At 69.4% G+C, this 16,170-nt stretch carries 15 protein-coding genes; 6 read left to right on the top strand and 9 right to left on the bottom strand.

The window, feature by feature from the left end; translation table 11 throughout:
* Positions 1-141 precede the first annotated feature (141 nt).
* The gene (gene pepN / locus EFL95_RS06765; protein WP_123233271.1) at positions 142-2,685 is read left to right on the top strand and encodes an aminopeptidase N; all 2,544 of its coding nucleotides are present in this window, start codon (positions 142-144) and stop codon (positions 2,683-2,685) included.
* Positions 2,686-2,771: 86 nt separating this feature from the next.
* Here pepN and EFL95_RS06760 read toward each other — a convergent pair whose 3' ends face one another.
* Positions 2,772-3,152 carry a DUF5130 family protein gene (locus EFL95_RS06760; protein WP_123233270.1) on the bottom strand — a complete coding sequence of 127 codons (381 nt, stop codon included), beginning with the start codon at positions 3,150-3,152 and terminating at the stop codon, positions 2,772-2,774.
* A complete protein-coding gene (gene ctaJ, locus EFL95_RS06755) occupies positions 3,139-3,525 on the bottom strand; it encodes an aa3-type cytochrome oxidase subunit CtaJ (RefSeq protein WP_148044999.1) in 387 nt (128 codons plus the stop codon). The genes EFL95_RS06760 and ctaJ overlap by 14 nt, the downstream gene beginning before the upstream one ends.
* Before the next feature lie 69 nt (positions 3,526-3,594).
* On the opposite strand from ctaJ, the gene EFL95_RS06750 reads away from it, so the two are divergent.
* Complete coding sequence (locus EFL95_RS06750) at positions 3,595-4,632, top strand: mechanosensitive ion channel family protein (RefSeq protein WP_246004834.1); 1,038 nt, start codon at positions 3,595-3,597, stop codon at positions 4,630-4,632.
* A 62-nt stretch (positions 4,633-4,694) separates the two neighbouring features.
* On the top strand, positions 4,695-5,078 hold the full coding sequence (locus tag EFL95_RS06745) for a globin (RefSeq protein ID WP_123233268.1): 384 nt from the start codon (positions 4,695-4,697) through the stop codon (positions 5,076-5,078).
* A gap of 25 nt (positions 5,079-5,103) precedes the next feature.
* On the opposite strand, the gene EFL95_RS06740 is transcribed toward EFL95_RS06745, so the two are convergent.
* Complete coding sequence (locus EFL95_RS06740) at positions 5,104-5,973, bottom strand: acyl-CoA thioesterase (protein ID WP_123233267.1); 870 nt, start codon at positions 5,971-5,973, stop codon at positions 5,104-5,106.
* Between the two features lie 92 nt (positions 5,974-6,065).
* Between EFL95_RS06740 and EFL95_RS06735 the strand changes: the two genes are divergently transcribed.
* Complete coding sequence (locus EFL95_RS06735) at positions 6,066-7,277, top strand: acetyl-CoA C-acetyltransferase (RefSeq protein WP_123233266.1); 1,212 nt, start codon at positions 6,066-6,068, stop codon at positions 7,275-7,277.
* Positions 7,278-7,350: 73 nt separating this feature from the next.
* Here the strand turns inward: EFL95_RS06735 and EFL95_RS06730 are convergent, their stop codons facing one another.
* Positions 7,351-7,896, bottom strand: a complete 546-nt coding sequence (locus EFL95_RS06730) for a YceI family protein (RefSeq protein ID WP_123233265.1) — start codon at positions 7,894-7,896, stop codon at positions 7,351-7,353.
* Positions 7,897-8,010: 114 nt separating this feature from the next.
* On the opposite strand from EFL95_RS06730, the gene EFL95_RS06725 reads away from it, so the two are divergent.
* Complete coding sequence (locus tag EFL95_RS06725; RefSeq protein WP_123233264.1) at positions 8,011-8,499, top strand: MarR family winged helix-turn-helix transcriptional regulator; 489 nt, start codon at positions 8,011-8,013, stop codon at positions 8,497-8,499.
* 107 nt (positions 8,500-8,606) lie between these two features.
* Positions 8,607-9,257 carry a DUF4386 family protein gene (locus tag EFL95_RS06720; protein WP_123233263.1) on the top strand — a complete coding sequence of 217 codons (651 nt, stop codon included), beginning with the start codon at positions 8,607-8,609 and terminating at the stop codon, positions 9,255-9,257.
* Here the strand turns inward: EFL95_RS06720 and ettA are convergent.
* The 5 genes from ettA to EFL95_RS06695 form a co-directional block, all read right to left on the bottom strand.
* On the bottom strand, positions 9,229-10,911 hold the full coding sequence (gene ettA / locus EFL95_RS06715) for an energy-dependent translational throttle protein EttA (protein WP_123233262.1): 1,683 nt from the start codon (positions 10,909-10,911) through the stop codon (positions 9,229-9,231). The two genes, EFL95_RS06720 and ettA, sit on opposite strands and share 29 nt — an antisense overlap.
* 32 nt (positions 10,912-10,943) lie before the next feature.
* The gene (locus EFL95_RS06710) at positions 10,944-11,420 is read right to left on the bottom strand and encodes a single-stranded DNA-binding protein (RefSeq protein WP_123233261.1); all 477 of its coding nucleotides are present in this window, start codon (positions 11,418-11,420) and stop codon (positions 10,944-10,946) included.
* 118 nt (positions 11,421-11,538) lie between these two features.
* On the bottom strand, positions 11,539-13,194 hold the full coding sequence (locus EFL95_RS06705) for a GTPase (RefSeq protein WP_123233260.1): 1,656 nt from the start codon (positions 13,192-13,194) through the stop codon (positions 11,539-11,541).
* 83 nt (positions 13,195-13,277) lie between these two features.
* Positions 13,278-15,005 carry a P-loop NTPase family protein gene (locus EFL95_RS06700; protein ID WP_246004833.1) on the bottom strand — a complete coding sequence of 576 codons (1,728 nt, stop codon included), beginning with the start codon at positions 15,003-15,005 and terminating at the stop codon, positions 13,278-13,280.
* Positions 15,002-16,123: a PrsW family intramembrane metalloprotease gene (locus EFL95_RS06695; protein WP_123233259.1), complete on the bottom strand. Its 1,122-nt coding sequence runs from the start codon at positions 16,121-16,123 to the stop codon at positions 15,002-15,004. The genes EFL95_RS06700 and EFL95_RS06695 overlap by 4 nt, the downstream gene beginning before the upstream one ends.
* Between the last annotated feature and the right edge of the window lie 47 nt (positions 16,124-16,170).

Genomic DNA, 16,170 nt, shown 5'->3' with positions numbered 1-16,170 from the left:
CCGAACGCTAGAACAACTTTCGTCACTTTGACTACCACCTGTCACAAACTACAACGGTGCGACACGCCGTTACAAGCATGTAATTTTGGTCGTTCTTCTGCCCGTTTTCGGCGGCTTCACGCGTGGTGGCATGATCCCTGCATGCCTGGAACCAACCTGACTCGCGATGAGGCGCAGACCCGCGCCCGGATCCTCGAGGTCGGCTCGTACACCATCGAGCTCGACCTCACCACCAGCGAGAAGACCTTCGCCTCGACCACGACCATCGCCTTCACCTCACGAGAGCCCGGCGGCAGCGCGTTCGCCGACCTCGTGGACGCCGAGATCCACGAGATCACCCTGAACGGGGAGTCCCTGGACCCGGCCGAGGTGTACGCCGACAGCCGCATCCGGCTCGACAACCTGCACGTGGAGAACGTGCTCGTCGTCCGCGCCGACTGCACCTACAGCCACAGCGGAGAGGGCCTGCACCGGTTCGTCGACCCGGCTGACGACCGCGTGTACCTCTACAGCCAGTTCGAGGTGCCGGACGCACGTCGCGTCTTCACCACGTTCGAGCAGCCCGACCTCAAGAGCGTCTTCACGTTCGTCGTCACCGCCCCGGAGCACTGGAAGGTCGTCTCGAACGCCCCGACCCCGGAGCCCACGCCGATCGGCGACGGGAAGGCCACCTGGCACTTCCCGACCACCAGGAAGATGTCGACCTACATCACCGCCGTCGTTGCCGGCGAGTACCACGAGGTCCAGGACGTCTACGAGGGCAAGCACGGCACCATCCCGCTGGGCCACTACTGCCGGCAGTCGCTGGTGGAGTTCCTCGACCGCGACGAGCTGGTGAAGCTGACCAAGCAGAGCTTCGCGTTCTTCGAGGAGCAGTTCGAGTACCCCTACCCGTTCGAGAAGTACGACCAGCTCTACGTGCCGGAGTACAACATGGGCGCGATGGAGAACGCCGGCTGCGTGACGCTGCGCGACGAGTACCTCCCCCGCTCCCGCCAGCCGCGCTCGTTCTACGAGTTCCGCGCCTCGGTGATCACCCACGAGATGGCGCACATGTGGTTCGGCAACCTCGTGACCATGAAGTGGTGGGACGACCTCTGGCTCAACGAGTCGTTCGCCGAGTGGGCCTGCTACTGGTGCGAGGCTGAGGCGACCGAGTTCACCGAGGCGTGGACCGGCTTCACGAACGCCCGCAAGCAGACGGGTTACCGCCAGGACCAGATGCCGAGCACGCACCCGATCGCGGCCGACAACTACGACCTGCACGCGGTCGAGGTCAACTTCGACATGATCACCTACGCCAAGGGCGCCTCGGTGCTCAAGCAGCTGGTCGCCTGGGTCGGCCTGGAGCCGTTCCTCGGCGGCCTGCGGCAGTACTTCAAGGACCACGAGTACGGGAACTCCGAGTTCACCGACCTGCTGCACGCGCTCGAGAAGGCCTCCGGCCGCGAGCTCGACTCCTGGGCCACCGAGTGGCTCCAGACCGCGGGGGTGAACACCTTGTCCCCGAGGTTCGAGCTGGACGGCGACGGGAGCTACTCCTCCTTCTCGGTCCTGCAGACCGCCGACCCGGACTGGCCGACCCTGCGCCGGCACCGCATCGGCGTGGGCCTGTACGACGAGGTCGACGGCGCTCTGGTCCGGCGCGAGTACCTCGAGGTCGACGTCGAGGGCGCCGAGACCGAGCTCGCGGCGCTGGTCGGCAAGCAGCAGCCCGACCTGCTGCTGCTCAACGACGACGACCTGACCTACGCCAAGATCCGGCTCGACGAGCGCTCGCTGGCCACCGTCATCACCGGACTCGGCAAGCTGGGCGACTCGCTCCCCCGTGCGCTGTGCTGGGGCTCGGCCTGGGACATGACCCGGGACGCCGAGATGAGTGCCACCGACTTCGTCGACCTGGTGCTGGCCAACATCGGCCAGGAGACGGACGCCTGGGGCATCAGCCGGATCCCGGACTACGCGGCCCAGTCGGTGAACTCCTTCTCGGCCCCCGCGAACCGTCCGGCGCTGCAGGCGAAGTGGGAGCAGGGCCTGCGCACGCTGCTCGCCGAGGCCGAGCCGGGCACCGACCAGCAGCTGACGTTCGCCCGGTCCTTCGCCGGCGCCGCCCGCAGCGACGCCGCGCTGGCCGACCTGGAGGCGATGCTGGACGGCACCCTGACCTTCGACGGTCTGGCGATGGATCAGGACCTGCGCTGGGTGCTGATCACCGGCCTGGCCCGTCGCGGTCGCGCCGGCAACCGGATCAGCGACGAGCTCGCCGCCGACAACACGATCTCCGGCAAGGAGAACGCCGCTGCCGCGCGGGCCTCGCAGCCGACGCCCGAGGCCAAGGCCGAGGCCTGGGAGGCGACGATGGTCCAGGCGGACACCCCGAACGAGACCCACCGCTCGATCGCCATGGCCTTCCACGCCACCGGTCAGGACGAGGTGCTGACGCCGTACGTCGCCAAGTACCTCGAGGCAGCGGACACCACCTGGGAGCACCTCGGCACGCACAAGGCCGCGGTCGCCCTGGCGGGCCTGTTCCCCCGCTCGCTCGCGTCCCCGGAGCTGCTCGACCAGATCGACGCCTGGTTGGAGACGACCACCGCCAACCCGGGCGCCCAGCGCCTGGTGCGCGAGGGTCGTGCCGACGTGGCGCGCTACCTGAAGGGTCAGCAGAAGGACAGTCTCCAGTAACACCAGTCGACCCGGCAGAAACTCACTTTCAAAGCGCCGTCGGCGCTTTGAAAGTGGGAGTTTCTGCCGGGTCGACTGCTTGTTGCTTAGGCGTGCAGGGTCTGCGGAACCCGTGCTGCTTCTGCCAGCTGCGCCACACCCCGCTTGAGACCGCCGACGAGGTCACCCTCGGCGAAGGCGGACTCCATCGCCACCGCGGCGAGCCGGACGGCGTCGTCGGGGAGCACCCGGCGCACGACCGAGCCGGTGACGATCTCGAGCAGCCGGGCTGCCGGGTCGACCATGATCAGGACGCTGCGCCCCGGGGCGATCAGCGAGGCGTGCAGCTTCTCCGCGAACGGCCCCGACTCTCCCTCGGACGCACCGACGAAGACGGAGAACTCGTAGCGGCAGACCATCTCCGCGGCGCGGATGGCCCGGTCGATCTCGTAACGCTGGTCGGAGGAGAAACCGTCACCACTTGCCACTGGTGCCACCTCGGTCGGCCTCGGCGGCCTCGATCTGCTCAGGCTTGACCTCGTCGGTGGCTTCGAGACCCTTGCGCGGGCCGCCGAACCACTCCGGCTCCGAGCGCCAGGCCTGGCCCGGCTCGTAGCCCTTGTCGCTGATCATCGACGGCAGCGCCGCGAGCAGCGAGATCACCAGGAACAGGCCCGCGGGGATCAGCACCAGCACCACGAGGAACTGGAGTCCGGAGACGTGCTTCTCGTTCTCCCAGGCGGCCGGGGTGTCCGCGAACGCGGCGACCGGGGCGAGCAGGAGCCCGAAGAGGGCCACGGAGACGGCCAGCACAGCCCGGCGGGCAACGCTGCGGGACTTCTGGGGACGGTGATCGATCACACCTGAAGAATACTCAGTGCGAGCGCGGTCGAGCACACCAGCCGCCGTGATCCTCGCTACGCTCGACAGATGCCCTTCGCCACGACCGTTCCGATGGCCCTGCTGGAGATGCCCAAGACCTGCAAGGACATCAACAACGGCGACGGCAGCTGGACCTGCGCGGCGGTCTACAACTGGACCCACAACGACTGGCTCGCGCACGCGGCGGACTGGGCGATCGGGAAGCCCTTCTCGATCCTGTGCCTGATCGTCGGGGCGCTGGTGGTCCGCTGGGTGCTGAACCGGGTGATCGACCGGCTGGTCGCCCGGGCCAGCGACGGGATCCTGCCCTCGAAGCTGGCCCGCGGGCCGTTCGCCGACCCGGGTGGAGAGACCTCCGCGCACCGCCGCGTGCAGCGCGCCGTTACGATGGGCAGCCTGCTCAAGAGCGTCACCGGCGGCGTGATCTTCGTGGTCGTCTTCATGATGGCGCTCGCCGAGGTCGGGGTGAACATCGCGCCACTGATCGCCGGTGCCGGGATCGTCGGCGTCGCGCTCGGCTTCGGTGCCCAGAGCCTGGTGAAGGACTTCCTCTCCGGCATCTTCATGATCTTCGAGGACCAGTACGGCGTCGGCGACTCGGTCACCTTCGGCGACGTCTCCGGCACCATCGAGGCCGTCAGCCTGCGGGTCACCCGCGTCCGCGACGTCGACGGAACCGTCTGGTACGTCCGCAACGGCGAGATCCTCAAGGTCGGCAACCAGAGCCAGAACTGGTCGCGCACGGTGCTCGACATCGCGGTCTCCTACAAGGAGGACGTCACCCGGGTGCGCCGGATCCTCAAGGACGTCGCGCACCAGCTGTGGGAGGACGAGCGCTACCGCGAGAAGATCATCGAGGAGCCCGAGGTCTGGGGCGTGCAGTCACTCGGCCCGGACTCGGTGGTCGTCCGGGTGACGCTGAAGACGATGCCGCAGCAGCAGTGGGTGGTCGCCCGCGAGATGCGCGAGCGGGTCAAGGCGCGGTTCGACGAGGAGGGCGTGATCACGCCGCTCCCCCAGCGGATCCTGTACGGCGACCCGGGCAAGCCGGCCGGACCGCCGCCGGAGACCGACCAGCCCGAGTAGCGCCTCGCCCTTCGGGAGGGACCGGTCGCCGCGCGCTGGTGGCCGGTCGGCAGAATGGGCACGTGAGCAGCGAGACGTTCTACGACGAGATCGGCGGGATGGCCACCATCACCGCGATCGTCGACCGCTTCTACGCGGGCGTCGCCGCCGACACCTTCCTGCGTCCGATGTACCCCGAGGACGACCTGGGTCCGGCGGCCGAGCGGTTCGCGCTGTTCCTGGCCCAGTACTGGGGCGGGCCGACGACCTACTCCGAGAACCGGGGTCACCCGCGGCTCCGGATGCGGCACGCGCCGTTCCCGGTCACGCCGACCGCGGCGCAGCACTGGCTGACCCACTTCCGCGCGGCGCTCGACAAGGTCGGGCTGACGCCCGAGCAGGACGCCCAGTTCTGGGACTACGTCACCCACGCGGCGCAGTTCATGGTGAACACCCCCGAGGCCTGACCCTTCGAACGGTCGCTGCTCGACCTCAGGAACCGAGGTCCAGCTCGGCGGCGAAGGCCGCCCGCTGCTGCTCGGTCATCGGCGCGGCCTTCTGGGTCTCCACGTCGAAGGTGACCATCACGACCCGGCTGCGCGCCAGCACCTCCGGCGTACCGGTGCCGTCGCCGGGGTCGCGGATCTCGTGGACGACCGTGTACGACTTGGAGCCCATCCCGCTGACCCAGGAGTGCACCTCGTACGGCGCACCGCGGTAGTGCAGCGGCCGCAGGTACTCCACGTCCATCCGGGCGATGACGTTCTGGCTCCAGACCTCGCCCCGGGTGTGCAGGTGCCGGATGTAGGAGACCCGCGCCTCTTGGAAGTACTCGTAGTAGTGCACGTTGTTCGCGTGCCGGTACGGGTCCAGCTCGGACCACCGCACGTGCAGCGGGTAGACGTGCCGCGTCGAGCCCTCGACGCTGATCGGCGAGCGTGCCGGCGTCTCGACCAGGTACGGGCCGAGGAACTCCTTCTCCTCGGGCGACAGCCGGCGGGGCGAGGCGGTGGCGAAGACGAACGGGGCCAGCTCGGTCGAGGCGCGCGCGAACACCGTGCGACCGGAGTCGTCCTCTCGGTAGATCTCGTGGGCGAGGGTGAAGGCACCGGCGCGGATCCGCTCGACCCAGGTGTCGACCAGGATCACCGTGCTGCGCAGGTTCAGCGGGATCAGGAAGTCCACCTGGTGCTTGACCACCAGGATCCCCTCGGGAGTCTCCTGGCCGGCGGCGATGGAGCGGTGCTGGCCGAAGAACGCGATCCGCGCCTCCTGGAGCAGGTCCACGTAGGTCACGTTGTTGACGTGGCCGAGCAGGTCCATGTCGGCCCAGCGGAGCTGACCTGTGTAGGTGTGACGCACACCGCTGATCCAACCACCAGAACGCGTTCTAGGATGACCGGGGCAGCGCAGGCGTTGCCCAACTCACACTTCACCTTTGATCGGAGAACCACATGCCTGAGGCAGTGATCGTTTCGGCCGCCCGCACCCCCATCGGCCGCGCGAACAAGGGGTCCCTCAAGGACTTCCGGGCCGACGACCTCACCGCCTTCATCACCCAGGCTGCGCTCGACAAGATCCCCGGGCTGGACCCGAACGAGGTCAACGACCTGATCCTCGGCTGCGGTCTCCCCGGCGGCGAGGCCGGCAACAACATGGCCCGGATCGTCACCACGCTGATGGGCTACGAGATCCCCGGCACCACGCTGACCCGTTACTGCGCCTCGTCGGTGCAGACCTCGCGCTCGGCGTTCCACGCGATCAAGGCCGGTGAGGGCGACGTCTACATCTCCGCCGGCGTCGAGATGGTCTCGCGGTACCAGTTCGGCACCTCCGACCACATCCCGAACACCAAGAACCCGAAGTTCGAGGACGCGCAGAAGCGCACCGAGAAGTACGCCGAGGGCGGCCAGGACTGGCACGACCCGCGCGAGGACGGCCTGCTGCCCGACATCTACATCGCCATGGGCCAGACCGCCGAGAACGTGGCGCGCCTCCGCGGCCTGGACCGCAAGGAGCTCGACGAGTTCGGCGTGCGCAGCCAGAACCTGGCCGAGAAGGCGATCAACGACGGCTTCTGGGCCCGCGAGATCACCCCGGTCACCCTGGCCGACGGCACCGTGGTCTCAGCGGACGACGGCCCGCGCGCCGGCGTCACCTACGACGCGATCTCCCAGCTGCAGCCGGTCTTCCGCCCCGACGGCGTGGTCACCGCGGGCAACTGCTGCCCGCTCAACGACGGCGCCGCCGCGGTCGTGATCATGTCCGACACCAAGGCCAAGGACCTCGGCATCACGCCGCTGGCCCGGATCGTCTCCACCGGCGTCTCCGGCCTCTCCCCCGAGATCATGGGCCTGGGCCCGGTCGAGGCGACCAAGCAGGCGCTGAAGCACGCGAACATGTCGATCGGCGACATCGACCTCGCGGAGATCAACGAGGCGTTCGCTGCTCAGGTCGTCCCGTCGTACCAGGACCTCGGCCTGGACCTGGACAAGGTCAACATCAACGGCGGCGCGATCGCGGTCGGCCACCCGTTCGGCATGACCGGCGCCCGCCTGCAGAACACGATGCTGAACAGCCTGGACTGGCACGACAAGTCCACCGGTCTGATCACCATGTGCGTCGGTGGCGGCCAGGGCATGGCGATGATCCTCGAGCGCGTCTGAGGTTTCGACCGGCTCTCCAGCACAAGACGAAGGCCCCGGACCGTTCGGTCCGGGGCCTTCGCGTTCCCACAGGTCACGCCTGGGCGAGCACCGCCTGGATGCTCAGCGTGATGTTCACGGTGTGGCCGACGAGCAGCTTGCCGCCGTCCAGCGGGATGTCGAAGTCGACACCGAAGTCCTTGCGGTTGATCTCGGTGGTGGCCTCGAAGCCGATCCGGGTGTTGCCGTAGGCGTCCTTCTCGATGCCGAGGAACTCGACCTCCAGCTCGACGTCCTTCGCGATGCCCTTGATGGTCAGCACGCCGACCGCCTTGGAGCCGTCGAACGAGGTCGAGGTGAAGGTCATCGGGCCGTGGTTCTCGACGTCGAAGAAGTCGCCGCTGCGCAGGTGGCCGTCGCGCTGGGCGTCGCGGGTGTTGACCGAGTTGAGGTCGATGGTGGCCTCGGCCTTGGTCTCGGCCAGGGTCGCGCCGGTGGTGACGGTGCCGGTGAAGGCCTCGAACTGGCCGCGGACCTTGGTCATCAGGTGGCGGACGGTGAAGCCGACCTCGGAGTGGCTGGGGTCGATGCTCCAGGTGCCGGCGACAAGCTCGGTGGGGGTCTGCGTGGTGCTGGTCATGGCGGATGCCTCTTCCTGATTGATAGTTGAATTCTAAATCTGTTCCAAGCGTAGCACGCTTTGTTGAAGTGTCAACTATCTCTGGGCGGCCCCTATTCCCTAGACTCCCCTCCCATGAGCCCAACCGAGACCCGCTGGCTGGACGCCGATCAGCAGGCGACCTGGCGCGCGTTCATCGTGGGCAGCACGCTGCTGATGGACACTCTCGACCGCGAGCTGCGCCAGGAGCACGACATCTCCCTGGGCGAGTACGAGATCCTGGTCCGGCTCTCGGAGTCCCCCGACCGGACCCTGCGGATGGCGAAGATCGCGGAGTCGATGCGGCACTCGCGCAGCCGGGTGACCCACACCGTGAGCCGGATGGAGAAGGACGGCCTGATCCGCCGCATCGCCGCCACCGACGACAAGCGCGGCGTCGATGCGATCATGACCGACAAGGGCTGGGAGCTGCTCCAGGCAGCCGCCCACACCCACGTCTCCGGGGTCCGGGCACACTTCGTCGACCTGGCGGACCGGGCCGATTACGCCGCGCTGGGACGCGTGATGAACTCGGTCTCCGACCAGCTGGTGGCCGAGAACCCGACCTTCGAGGACATCCGCTAGCTCTCCCCGGCAGCCTCCCGCCTGCGGGCGATGATGAGGCGTTCTCCCCATGCGTCTGCGGGCCCGGGATTCCTAGCGTGGGAGCACCCTGCGACGAGGAGGCTCCCGTGACTACCCAGACCCTGACTCGACCGACCCGGACCGACGCGTCCGCGAACCTGACCATGAGCGCCCTCGGGCTGGTCGGTTTCCCGCTGCTGATCCTGACCTACTTCGCCCTCTACCCCGCGTACGGCGAGACCAAGGCCGCCGCGGTCTTCAGCTCGATCTCGGCTGACACCGGACGCACACAGCTCGCGGACGTCTTCGGACTCCTCGGCTGCGTCCTCGCGGTTCCGGCAGCACTGGCGTTCCTGCGGGTACTCCGCCCGGGCAGCCCTCGGGTGGCCGCAGCAGCGGCCTGCTGCACGATCGTCGGCTGGATCGCCGTGGCCACCTCGATGATGACCGATCCGGTCGCGGTCGAGCTGGGCGACGAGAAGGCCTTCCACGCCGTGTACACCAACCCGGTGGTGCTCGCGGTGAACGTCACCGCCTCGCTGCACCTCATCGGCGCCGTGCTGATCGGGGTCGCGCTGATCCGGACCCGGACCATCCACCGCGGTCTCGCGATCGCGATGACGGCCGCGCCGGTGGTGCACCTGACCTCGAACCTGGCCCGTCAGTTCTGGCTCGACGCCCTGACCTGGATGGTGACGGCTGCCGCGGGCGTTGCCGTCCTCCGGGTGCTCAGTCGCGCGTCAGGCGGCGGTGCGTGACCCGGTGCGGCCGGGCTGCCTCGACGCCGAGGCGCTCGATCTTGTTCTCCTCGTACGAGGCGAAGTTGCCCTCGAACCAGAACCAGCTGCCCGGCTCGTCCTCGGTCCCCTCCCACGCCAGGATGTGGGTCGCGGTGCGGTCCAGGAACCACCGGTCGTGCGAGGTGATCACCGCGCACCCCGGGAAGTCGAGCAGCGCGTCCTCGAGGGAGGACAGCGTCTCGACGTCCAGGTCGTTGGTCGGCTCGTCGAGGAGCAGCATGTTGCCGCCCATCTTCAGGGTCAGCGCGAGGTTCAGCCGGTTCCGCTCACCACCGGAGAGCACGCCGGCCTTCTTCTGCTGGTCCGGGCCCTTGAAGCCGAAGGAGGCGACGTAGGCGCGGGAGTTCATCTCGAAGTTGGCGACCTTGATGAAGTCCAGGCCGTCGGAGACGACCTCCCAGACGTTCTTGTTCGGGTCGATGCCGCCGCGGCTCTGGTCGACGTAGGAGATCTTCACGGTCTGGCCGACGTCGAGCGCGCCCGAGTCCGGCTGCTCCTGGCCGACGATCATCCGGAACAGCGTGGTCTTGCCGACGCCGTTCGGGCCGATCACGCCGACGATGCCCGCGCGCGGCAGGGAGAAGCTGATGTCCTCCCACAGGTTGCGGCCCTCGAAACCCTTGGTCAGGCCCTTGGCCTCCAGCACGACGTCACCGAGGCGCGGGCCGGCCGGGATGTTGATCTCGGAGGTGTCGATCTTCCGGGCGCGCTCCGCCTCGGCCGCGAGCTCCTCGTACCGGGCCAGACGCGACTTGCTCTTGGTCTGGCGGGCCTTCGGGTTGGAGCGGACCCACTCCAGCTCCTTCTCCAGCATCTTCGCCCGCTTGGCGTCCTTCTGGCCCTCGATGACCAGACGCTCCTTCTTGGTCTCCAAGTAGGTGGAGTAGTTGCCCTCGTAGGGGTGCGTCTTGCCGCGGTCGAGCTCGAGGATCCACTGCGCGACGTTGTCGAGGAAGTACCGGTCGTGGGTGACGGCCAGGACGGCGCCGGGGTAGCTGGCGAGGTGGCCCTCGAGCCACTGCACCGACTCGGCGTCGAGGTGGTTGGTCGGCTCGTCGAGCAACAGCAGGCTGGGCTGCTGGAGCAGCAGCTTGCACAGCGCGACCCGGCGACGCTCACCACCGGAGAGGTGGTCCACGAGCGCGTCCGGCGGCGGGCAGCGCAGCGCGTCCATCGCCTGGTCCAGACGGCTGTCGAGGTCCCACACGTTGGCGGCGTCCAGCTCGCTCTGCAGGTTGCCGGCCTCCTCGTTGAGCTTGTCGAGGTCGGCGTCCGGGTCGCCCATGGCCATGTACAGGTCGTCGAGGCGCTTCATCTTCGCCTTGGTGTCGGCGACCGCCTCCTCGACGTTCTCCAGCACCGTCCGGCCCTCGGTCAGCGGCGGCTCCTGCTGCAGCATCCCGACCGTGGCACCCGGGTCGAGCAGCGCCTCGCCGTTGTTGGCCTTCTCCAGCCCGGCCATGATCTTCAGCAGCGTCGACTTGCCGGTCCCGTTCGGGCCGACGACACCGATCTTGGCGCCGTGCAGGAACGACAAGGTCACGTTGTCGAGGACCACCTTGTCGCCGTGGGCCTTGCGGACGTTGCGCAGCGTGTAGACGTACTCACCCATAGCCCCCAACCCTACGGTCACTCCGGCCGTGGTCAGGCAGCGGGTTCACCCCGCTCGAGGATCTCGTTGCCGTCGGCGTCCAGGCGCGGACCGCCGGGCTCGACCGCGTGCACCATCTCGCGGACCGCCTCGTCCAGCGGGTCGGGGCCGCCGGACCGCGCCGACTTGAGGAACGCGGCCGTCCCGCGGTTCAGGTCGTGGCCGACGAAGATGGCATCGACGATCCAGGACACCGACGGCGGCTGACCCTCGCGCTCCCACACGTCGACCCGGACCCGGCCGTGCACGACCACCGGGTCGCCCTTGGCCACCGAGTCGGCGACGTTGCGACCCAGCGCCCGCCAGCAGTTCACGGTGAACCAGGACGTCTCGCCGTTGGTCCACTCCCCGCCCTTGAGGTAGCGCGGCGTGCAGCCCAGCCGGAACGAGCTGCACACGGTGTCCCCGACCTCCCGCTGGTCGACGTCGTTACCCACCCAGCCCTGCAGCGTCACGTAGGACTCGTTCATCTGTTCCCTCCTTTGTCGTGGAGGGAGCAGCGTCCCGGCGGGGACGGGCCGGTCGCGAGGACCGTCGAGAGGCCTGTGCAGGACCGGACCGGCGAAACGGCCTGTGGGTGCAGAACGGTCAGCCGCGAGCGGCGCGCAAGCCTTCTGTGGTCAGCCGGTAGGCCAGCAGCTCGGCCTCGACCGGCTCGATCACCAGCTCCTCGGTGACCTCGTCGACCGCCTTGCGAAGCCGGGCATCGGCCTGCTGGGCACGGCGGCGCGCGCTGCGCTGCACCAGCACCCGGCAGAGCACCGCGAGCACGATGCCCAACCCCACCCCGCCGAGCAGCAGCAGCGTCGGCACCGGAACGGAGCCGACCTTGGTGTCGGGCAGGTCGGGGAGCTTCAGGAAGCTGATGCCCGCCAGCGCCACCAGCCAGGCTCCCCCGGCGAGAGCCGAGAGGAGCAGCAGCCACTGGAGCGCCCGCACGGCCCGGGTCCAGAACGGGACCTTGGCGACGCCGAGGTCGGTCGCGGCCACCGCGCGGTCCAGACGGGCCTCGAGCTCGGGAAGCCGGGAGACCGACGCCTTGCGGACTGCGGTCGCCCAGGGTCGGGTGAGCGTGGCCGAGAGCCGGTCGGAGAAGTCGCGCACGGCGGTGTCGACCCGTGCGTTCTGGACCTCGTTCGCGTCCGGGATCGAGGAGCGCGCGGCGGTGATCAGGTCGCGGGTCCCGCCCGGCACCTCGAGCTGGAGCTTCTTCAGCGGGTCCGGCCGGAACCGCCACATCCAGGAGGTCAGCGGCCACCCGGTGGCACGACGGGAGCGGATCAGGGTCGCCTTCTCCACGGCCTCGACGACCACCGGCACCCCCGCGGCGTCGGCGACGGCCGCCCGGATCTCCGCGTGGTCGCGCACCGAGAACGCCGGCGGCTGCGCATCGCCGCTGACCGCGGTGATCGAGGCGGCCAGCTCGGACAGGTTCGTCGACAGCCGGTGCCGGGTCGCAGCCTTGTCGGCCACCCGGCTGGTGATCGCGTGGCGCAGCTCGTCGATGCCGATGCCCTCGCGCGCCGAGGTCGCCAGCAGGGTGATCCCCTCGAGGCCGTCGTCATCCAGCAGCCGACGCAGGTCGGCCAGCATGCCCGGACGTCGTTCCGGGGCGACCTCGTCGATGTGGTTCAGGACGATCAGCATCACGTCCTTGTGAGCCGCCAGCGGCTTGAGGAAACGGTCGTGCAGCGCCGCGTCGGCGTACTTCTGCGGGTCCAGCACCCAGACCAGCAGGTCGGCGAGCTTCACCAGCCGGTCGACCTCGAGGTGATGGGCGACCTCGGTGGAGTCGTGGTCGGGCATGTCGAGCAGCACCAGACCGTCGAGGTCCTTGGGCTCACGACCGGTGTCGAGCATCGAGTCCCGCACGATCTGGTGGCGCGGCGGGATGCCCAGCCACTCCAGCAGCTCGTTGGCACCCTGGACGCCCCAGGTGCAGGCGGTGGCCCAGGAGGTGGTCGGCCGGCGCACGCTGACCGAGGCCAGCTCGAGGCCGACGAGGGCGTTGAACGTCGAGGACTTGCCGGAGCCGGTGGCACCGCCCAGAGCGACGACCGTGTGGTCGGCCGAGAGGCGCAGCCGTTCGGCGGCCTTGGAGACGATCTCGTCAGCGGGATCGAGCAGCGCGTCGTCGAGCCGGCCGCGGGCAGCCTGGACCGCCGACTCGAGACCGTTCACGCGGACCCCGATGTCGGTTCCCCGGGTGACCAGTCGCTTGGCACCCTCCAACAAGGACGACATCTGCTCCCTCTGCACGGCTGACGAATGGAACCATCAGCCTACCGAGTAGGAGTCCTCCCCCGTGCCTCGACGGGGAAGCCGGGTCACGCGGGAGCGGAGAACCGGATGTCGTCGATGGTGCGCGCGCCCGAGCGCAGCTCCTCCTCGACCTCGGTCGAGATGCCCAGGGCGTCGAGCAGGGCGCCGTAACGGCGCTGCTCGTCGTCGAGCAGCAGCATCATCCGGTGGTTCAGGTCGGCACGCGCCCGCTCGGCGAGCCGGCGTACCGCCTGGTCTCCGAAGACGGCCTCGAGCAGCTTCTGGCCGATCACGGCCGAGCCGCCGGCGATCCCGACCTCGGCGCCGGTGACCCCACCGGTGGAGGCGAACACGGTGACCATCAGCGCGACCGCGAGCCCGTTGACCCCGAGCGCCAGGAACCGGGCCGAGCCGCGCTTGTCGGCACCCTCGTCCCGGACCATGTCCAGCACGGCCTCCTGCCACTCGCGGACCGAACGCTCGGCACGCACCCGCAGGTCGCGGGAGGCCCGGGACAGGTCCTCGTCAGTGGTGGCCAGGAGGTCGCGGCCGGCGGCGATCGAGCGCCAGGCGGCGTCGGCCCGCTCGGCGGCGGCCTCGGCGTGCTCCATCACCAGGGTCTGCAGCCCCGACTCGACGGCGACCGTCAGCCGGGTGGCCTGCTGCGGCTGCCCCTTGACGGCGTTGCTGACCCGGTCGCGGATCCAGCTCACCTTCGACTCCAGCGAGCTGATCAGCTCACCGGTGCCGACGAACTCCTGCCAGCGGGCCAGCACCTCGCCGCGCATCAGCGTCCCGTCGGCGCAGGCGTGGTCGATGGCGTTCAGCGCCTGCTCGTAGGAGCCCTCGGCGTCCCGCCGCAGCCGTCCGGAGATCTCCACCTGGTCGTGGCAGGCATCGGCCACCGCGAAGGTCCGCGTCGACAGCGTCCGGATCACGCCGTCCAGGGTCTGACGGACGATGCTCTGCCGGGCGGCTGCGTCGCCGGCCAGGGAGCTCAGCCAGCCCCGGATCTCGCGCACCGAGGACGACGGCAGCAGCCCGGCAGCGTCGACCTCACCCTCGGGGACGATGAACAGCGGCGAGTCCCGCAGGCCGCGCGCGGACATCATCCGGGCCAGGTGGGTGCTCACCTCCTCGATCGCCTCGGGCTGGGTGCGGTCGAGCACGATCGCGACCGCGGCGCTCCGGTCGGCGGCGGACTGCAGGAACTCCCACGGCACCTGGTCGGCGTACCGGGCTGCCGAGGTGACGAACAACCACAGGTCCGCGGCGCCGAGCAGCTGTGCGGCCAGGGTCCGGTTCTGCTCCTCGACCGAGTCGATGTCCGGAGCGTCCAGCACGGCGAGCCCGGACGGGATGGCGTCCGAGGCCACCAGCTGCAGGCTGCCCGGGTTGGCGCCGGCGTCGTCGGTGCGGTTCAGGTCCGGCAGGATCCGCTGCCCGGCGAACCACTCGGCGTCCGCGGGGTTGTACACCAGCACCGGCGACCGGGTGGTCGGGCGCAGCACGCCGGGCTCGGTGACCCGCTCGCCGATCAGCGAGTTGACCAGCGTCGACTTGCCGGCGCCGGTCGAGCCACCCACGACGGTCAGCAGCGGTGCCTCGATCTGGATCAGCCGCGGCAGCACGTAGTCCTCGAGCTGGTCGACCATCTCCTGCCGCGAGTGCCGCGCGCTCTCGACGTCCGGGATCTGCAGCGGCAGGTGCGCAGTCTCGAGCGCCTCGCGCAGCTTGACCAGCGTGGTGACCATCTGGGCAGCGGCCTGACCGGTGAGCCCTCCCGACGTCATCGGCCCGCCCCGACCAGGTTCTGTGGCCATACCAGCCGCGGGCGCAGCTCGAACATCCGCTGCACGTGGGCCTGCCCGAGCTCCTCGTAGTGCGCGGGCGCGGTGCCCCGCAGGAAGCGGTGGTGCAGGAATCCCAACTCGATTGCCTCCGACTGATAGCTCTTCATCGCGTCGAGGGCTCCCTCCCCGCCGGTCCGAGCAGCGTACAAGCGTGCTGCCTTCCGCGCGGGGATGCGGGTCAGCCAGGGCACCTCGCTCGCGTCGAGGAGGCCACGGCCGGCGCAGTCGGTCAGCGCCCGGGCGAGCAGCACGCCCTCGCGGCGCCGCGCCCAGACGGCGAACGCGACCATCACCACGAACGCGGGCACCATCAGCAGCAGGTACGCCGACATCGCACCGCTGCCGCCGTTGATCAGCAGCGCCGCGTTCCAGGCGGCGTGCGCGCCGATGGCGAACACCAGCCCGATCACGGGGAGGACCGTGCGGGTCAGGCGTGACCGGCTGCCGACCGCGATCCCGATCCCGATCCCGGTGAATGCGGTGAAGAACGGGTGCGCGAACGGTGCACCGATGCCGCGCAGCACGAACAGGCCGACCGCGTCCTCGATGCCGCCGGTGCGTCCGTCCTCGCCGACGTAGGCCTGGGTCAGGTACAGGATGTTCTCCATGAAGGCGAAGCCGATGCCGACCATCCCGGCGTAGACGATCCCGTCCAGGATGCCGTCGAGCTCGGCGCGGCGGTACAGGAGCAGCAGCAGGATGAACAGGCCCTTGGCGGCCTCCTCGGTCACCGGCGCGACCAGCACCGACTGGGTCGCCTCACTCGGGCCGAAGGCGAAGGAGTCGAAGGCCTGCAGGAAGATCGCGCCGCTGGTGGCCACGAACGCGCCCCAGCCCAGGCCGAGCAGCAGCAGCGAGCGCGGTTCCGGTTCGTAGCGGTCCAGCCACAGGTAGCAGCCGATCACCGGACCCACCGGGATCGCGGCCAGGACCACGCCGACCGCCAGCGCTTCGGGCGCTCCCGAGGCGAGCAGCACCAGGGCCATCACGCCCGCCCCGAGGAGCAGCGTCGCACCGAGGAGCACGGTGAAGGCGACGCTGTTCGCAGGCTTGCGCATGCCCGAAACTCTAGCGAGCGAGCGGTGCCCTCCGACGTACAGTGGCG

It is taken from the genome of Nocardioides marmorisolisilvae, from assembly GCF_003725775.1.
Lineage (GTDB): Bacteria > Actinomycetota > Actinomycetes > Propionibacteriales > Nocardioidaceae > Marmoricola > Marmoricola marmorisolisilvae.
This window is presented reverse-complemented; position numbering and strand designations above follow the sequence as displayed.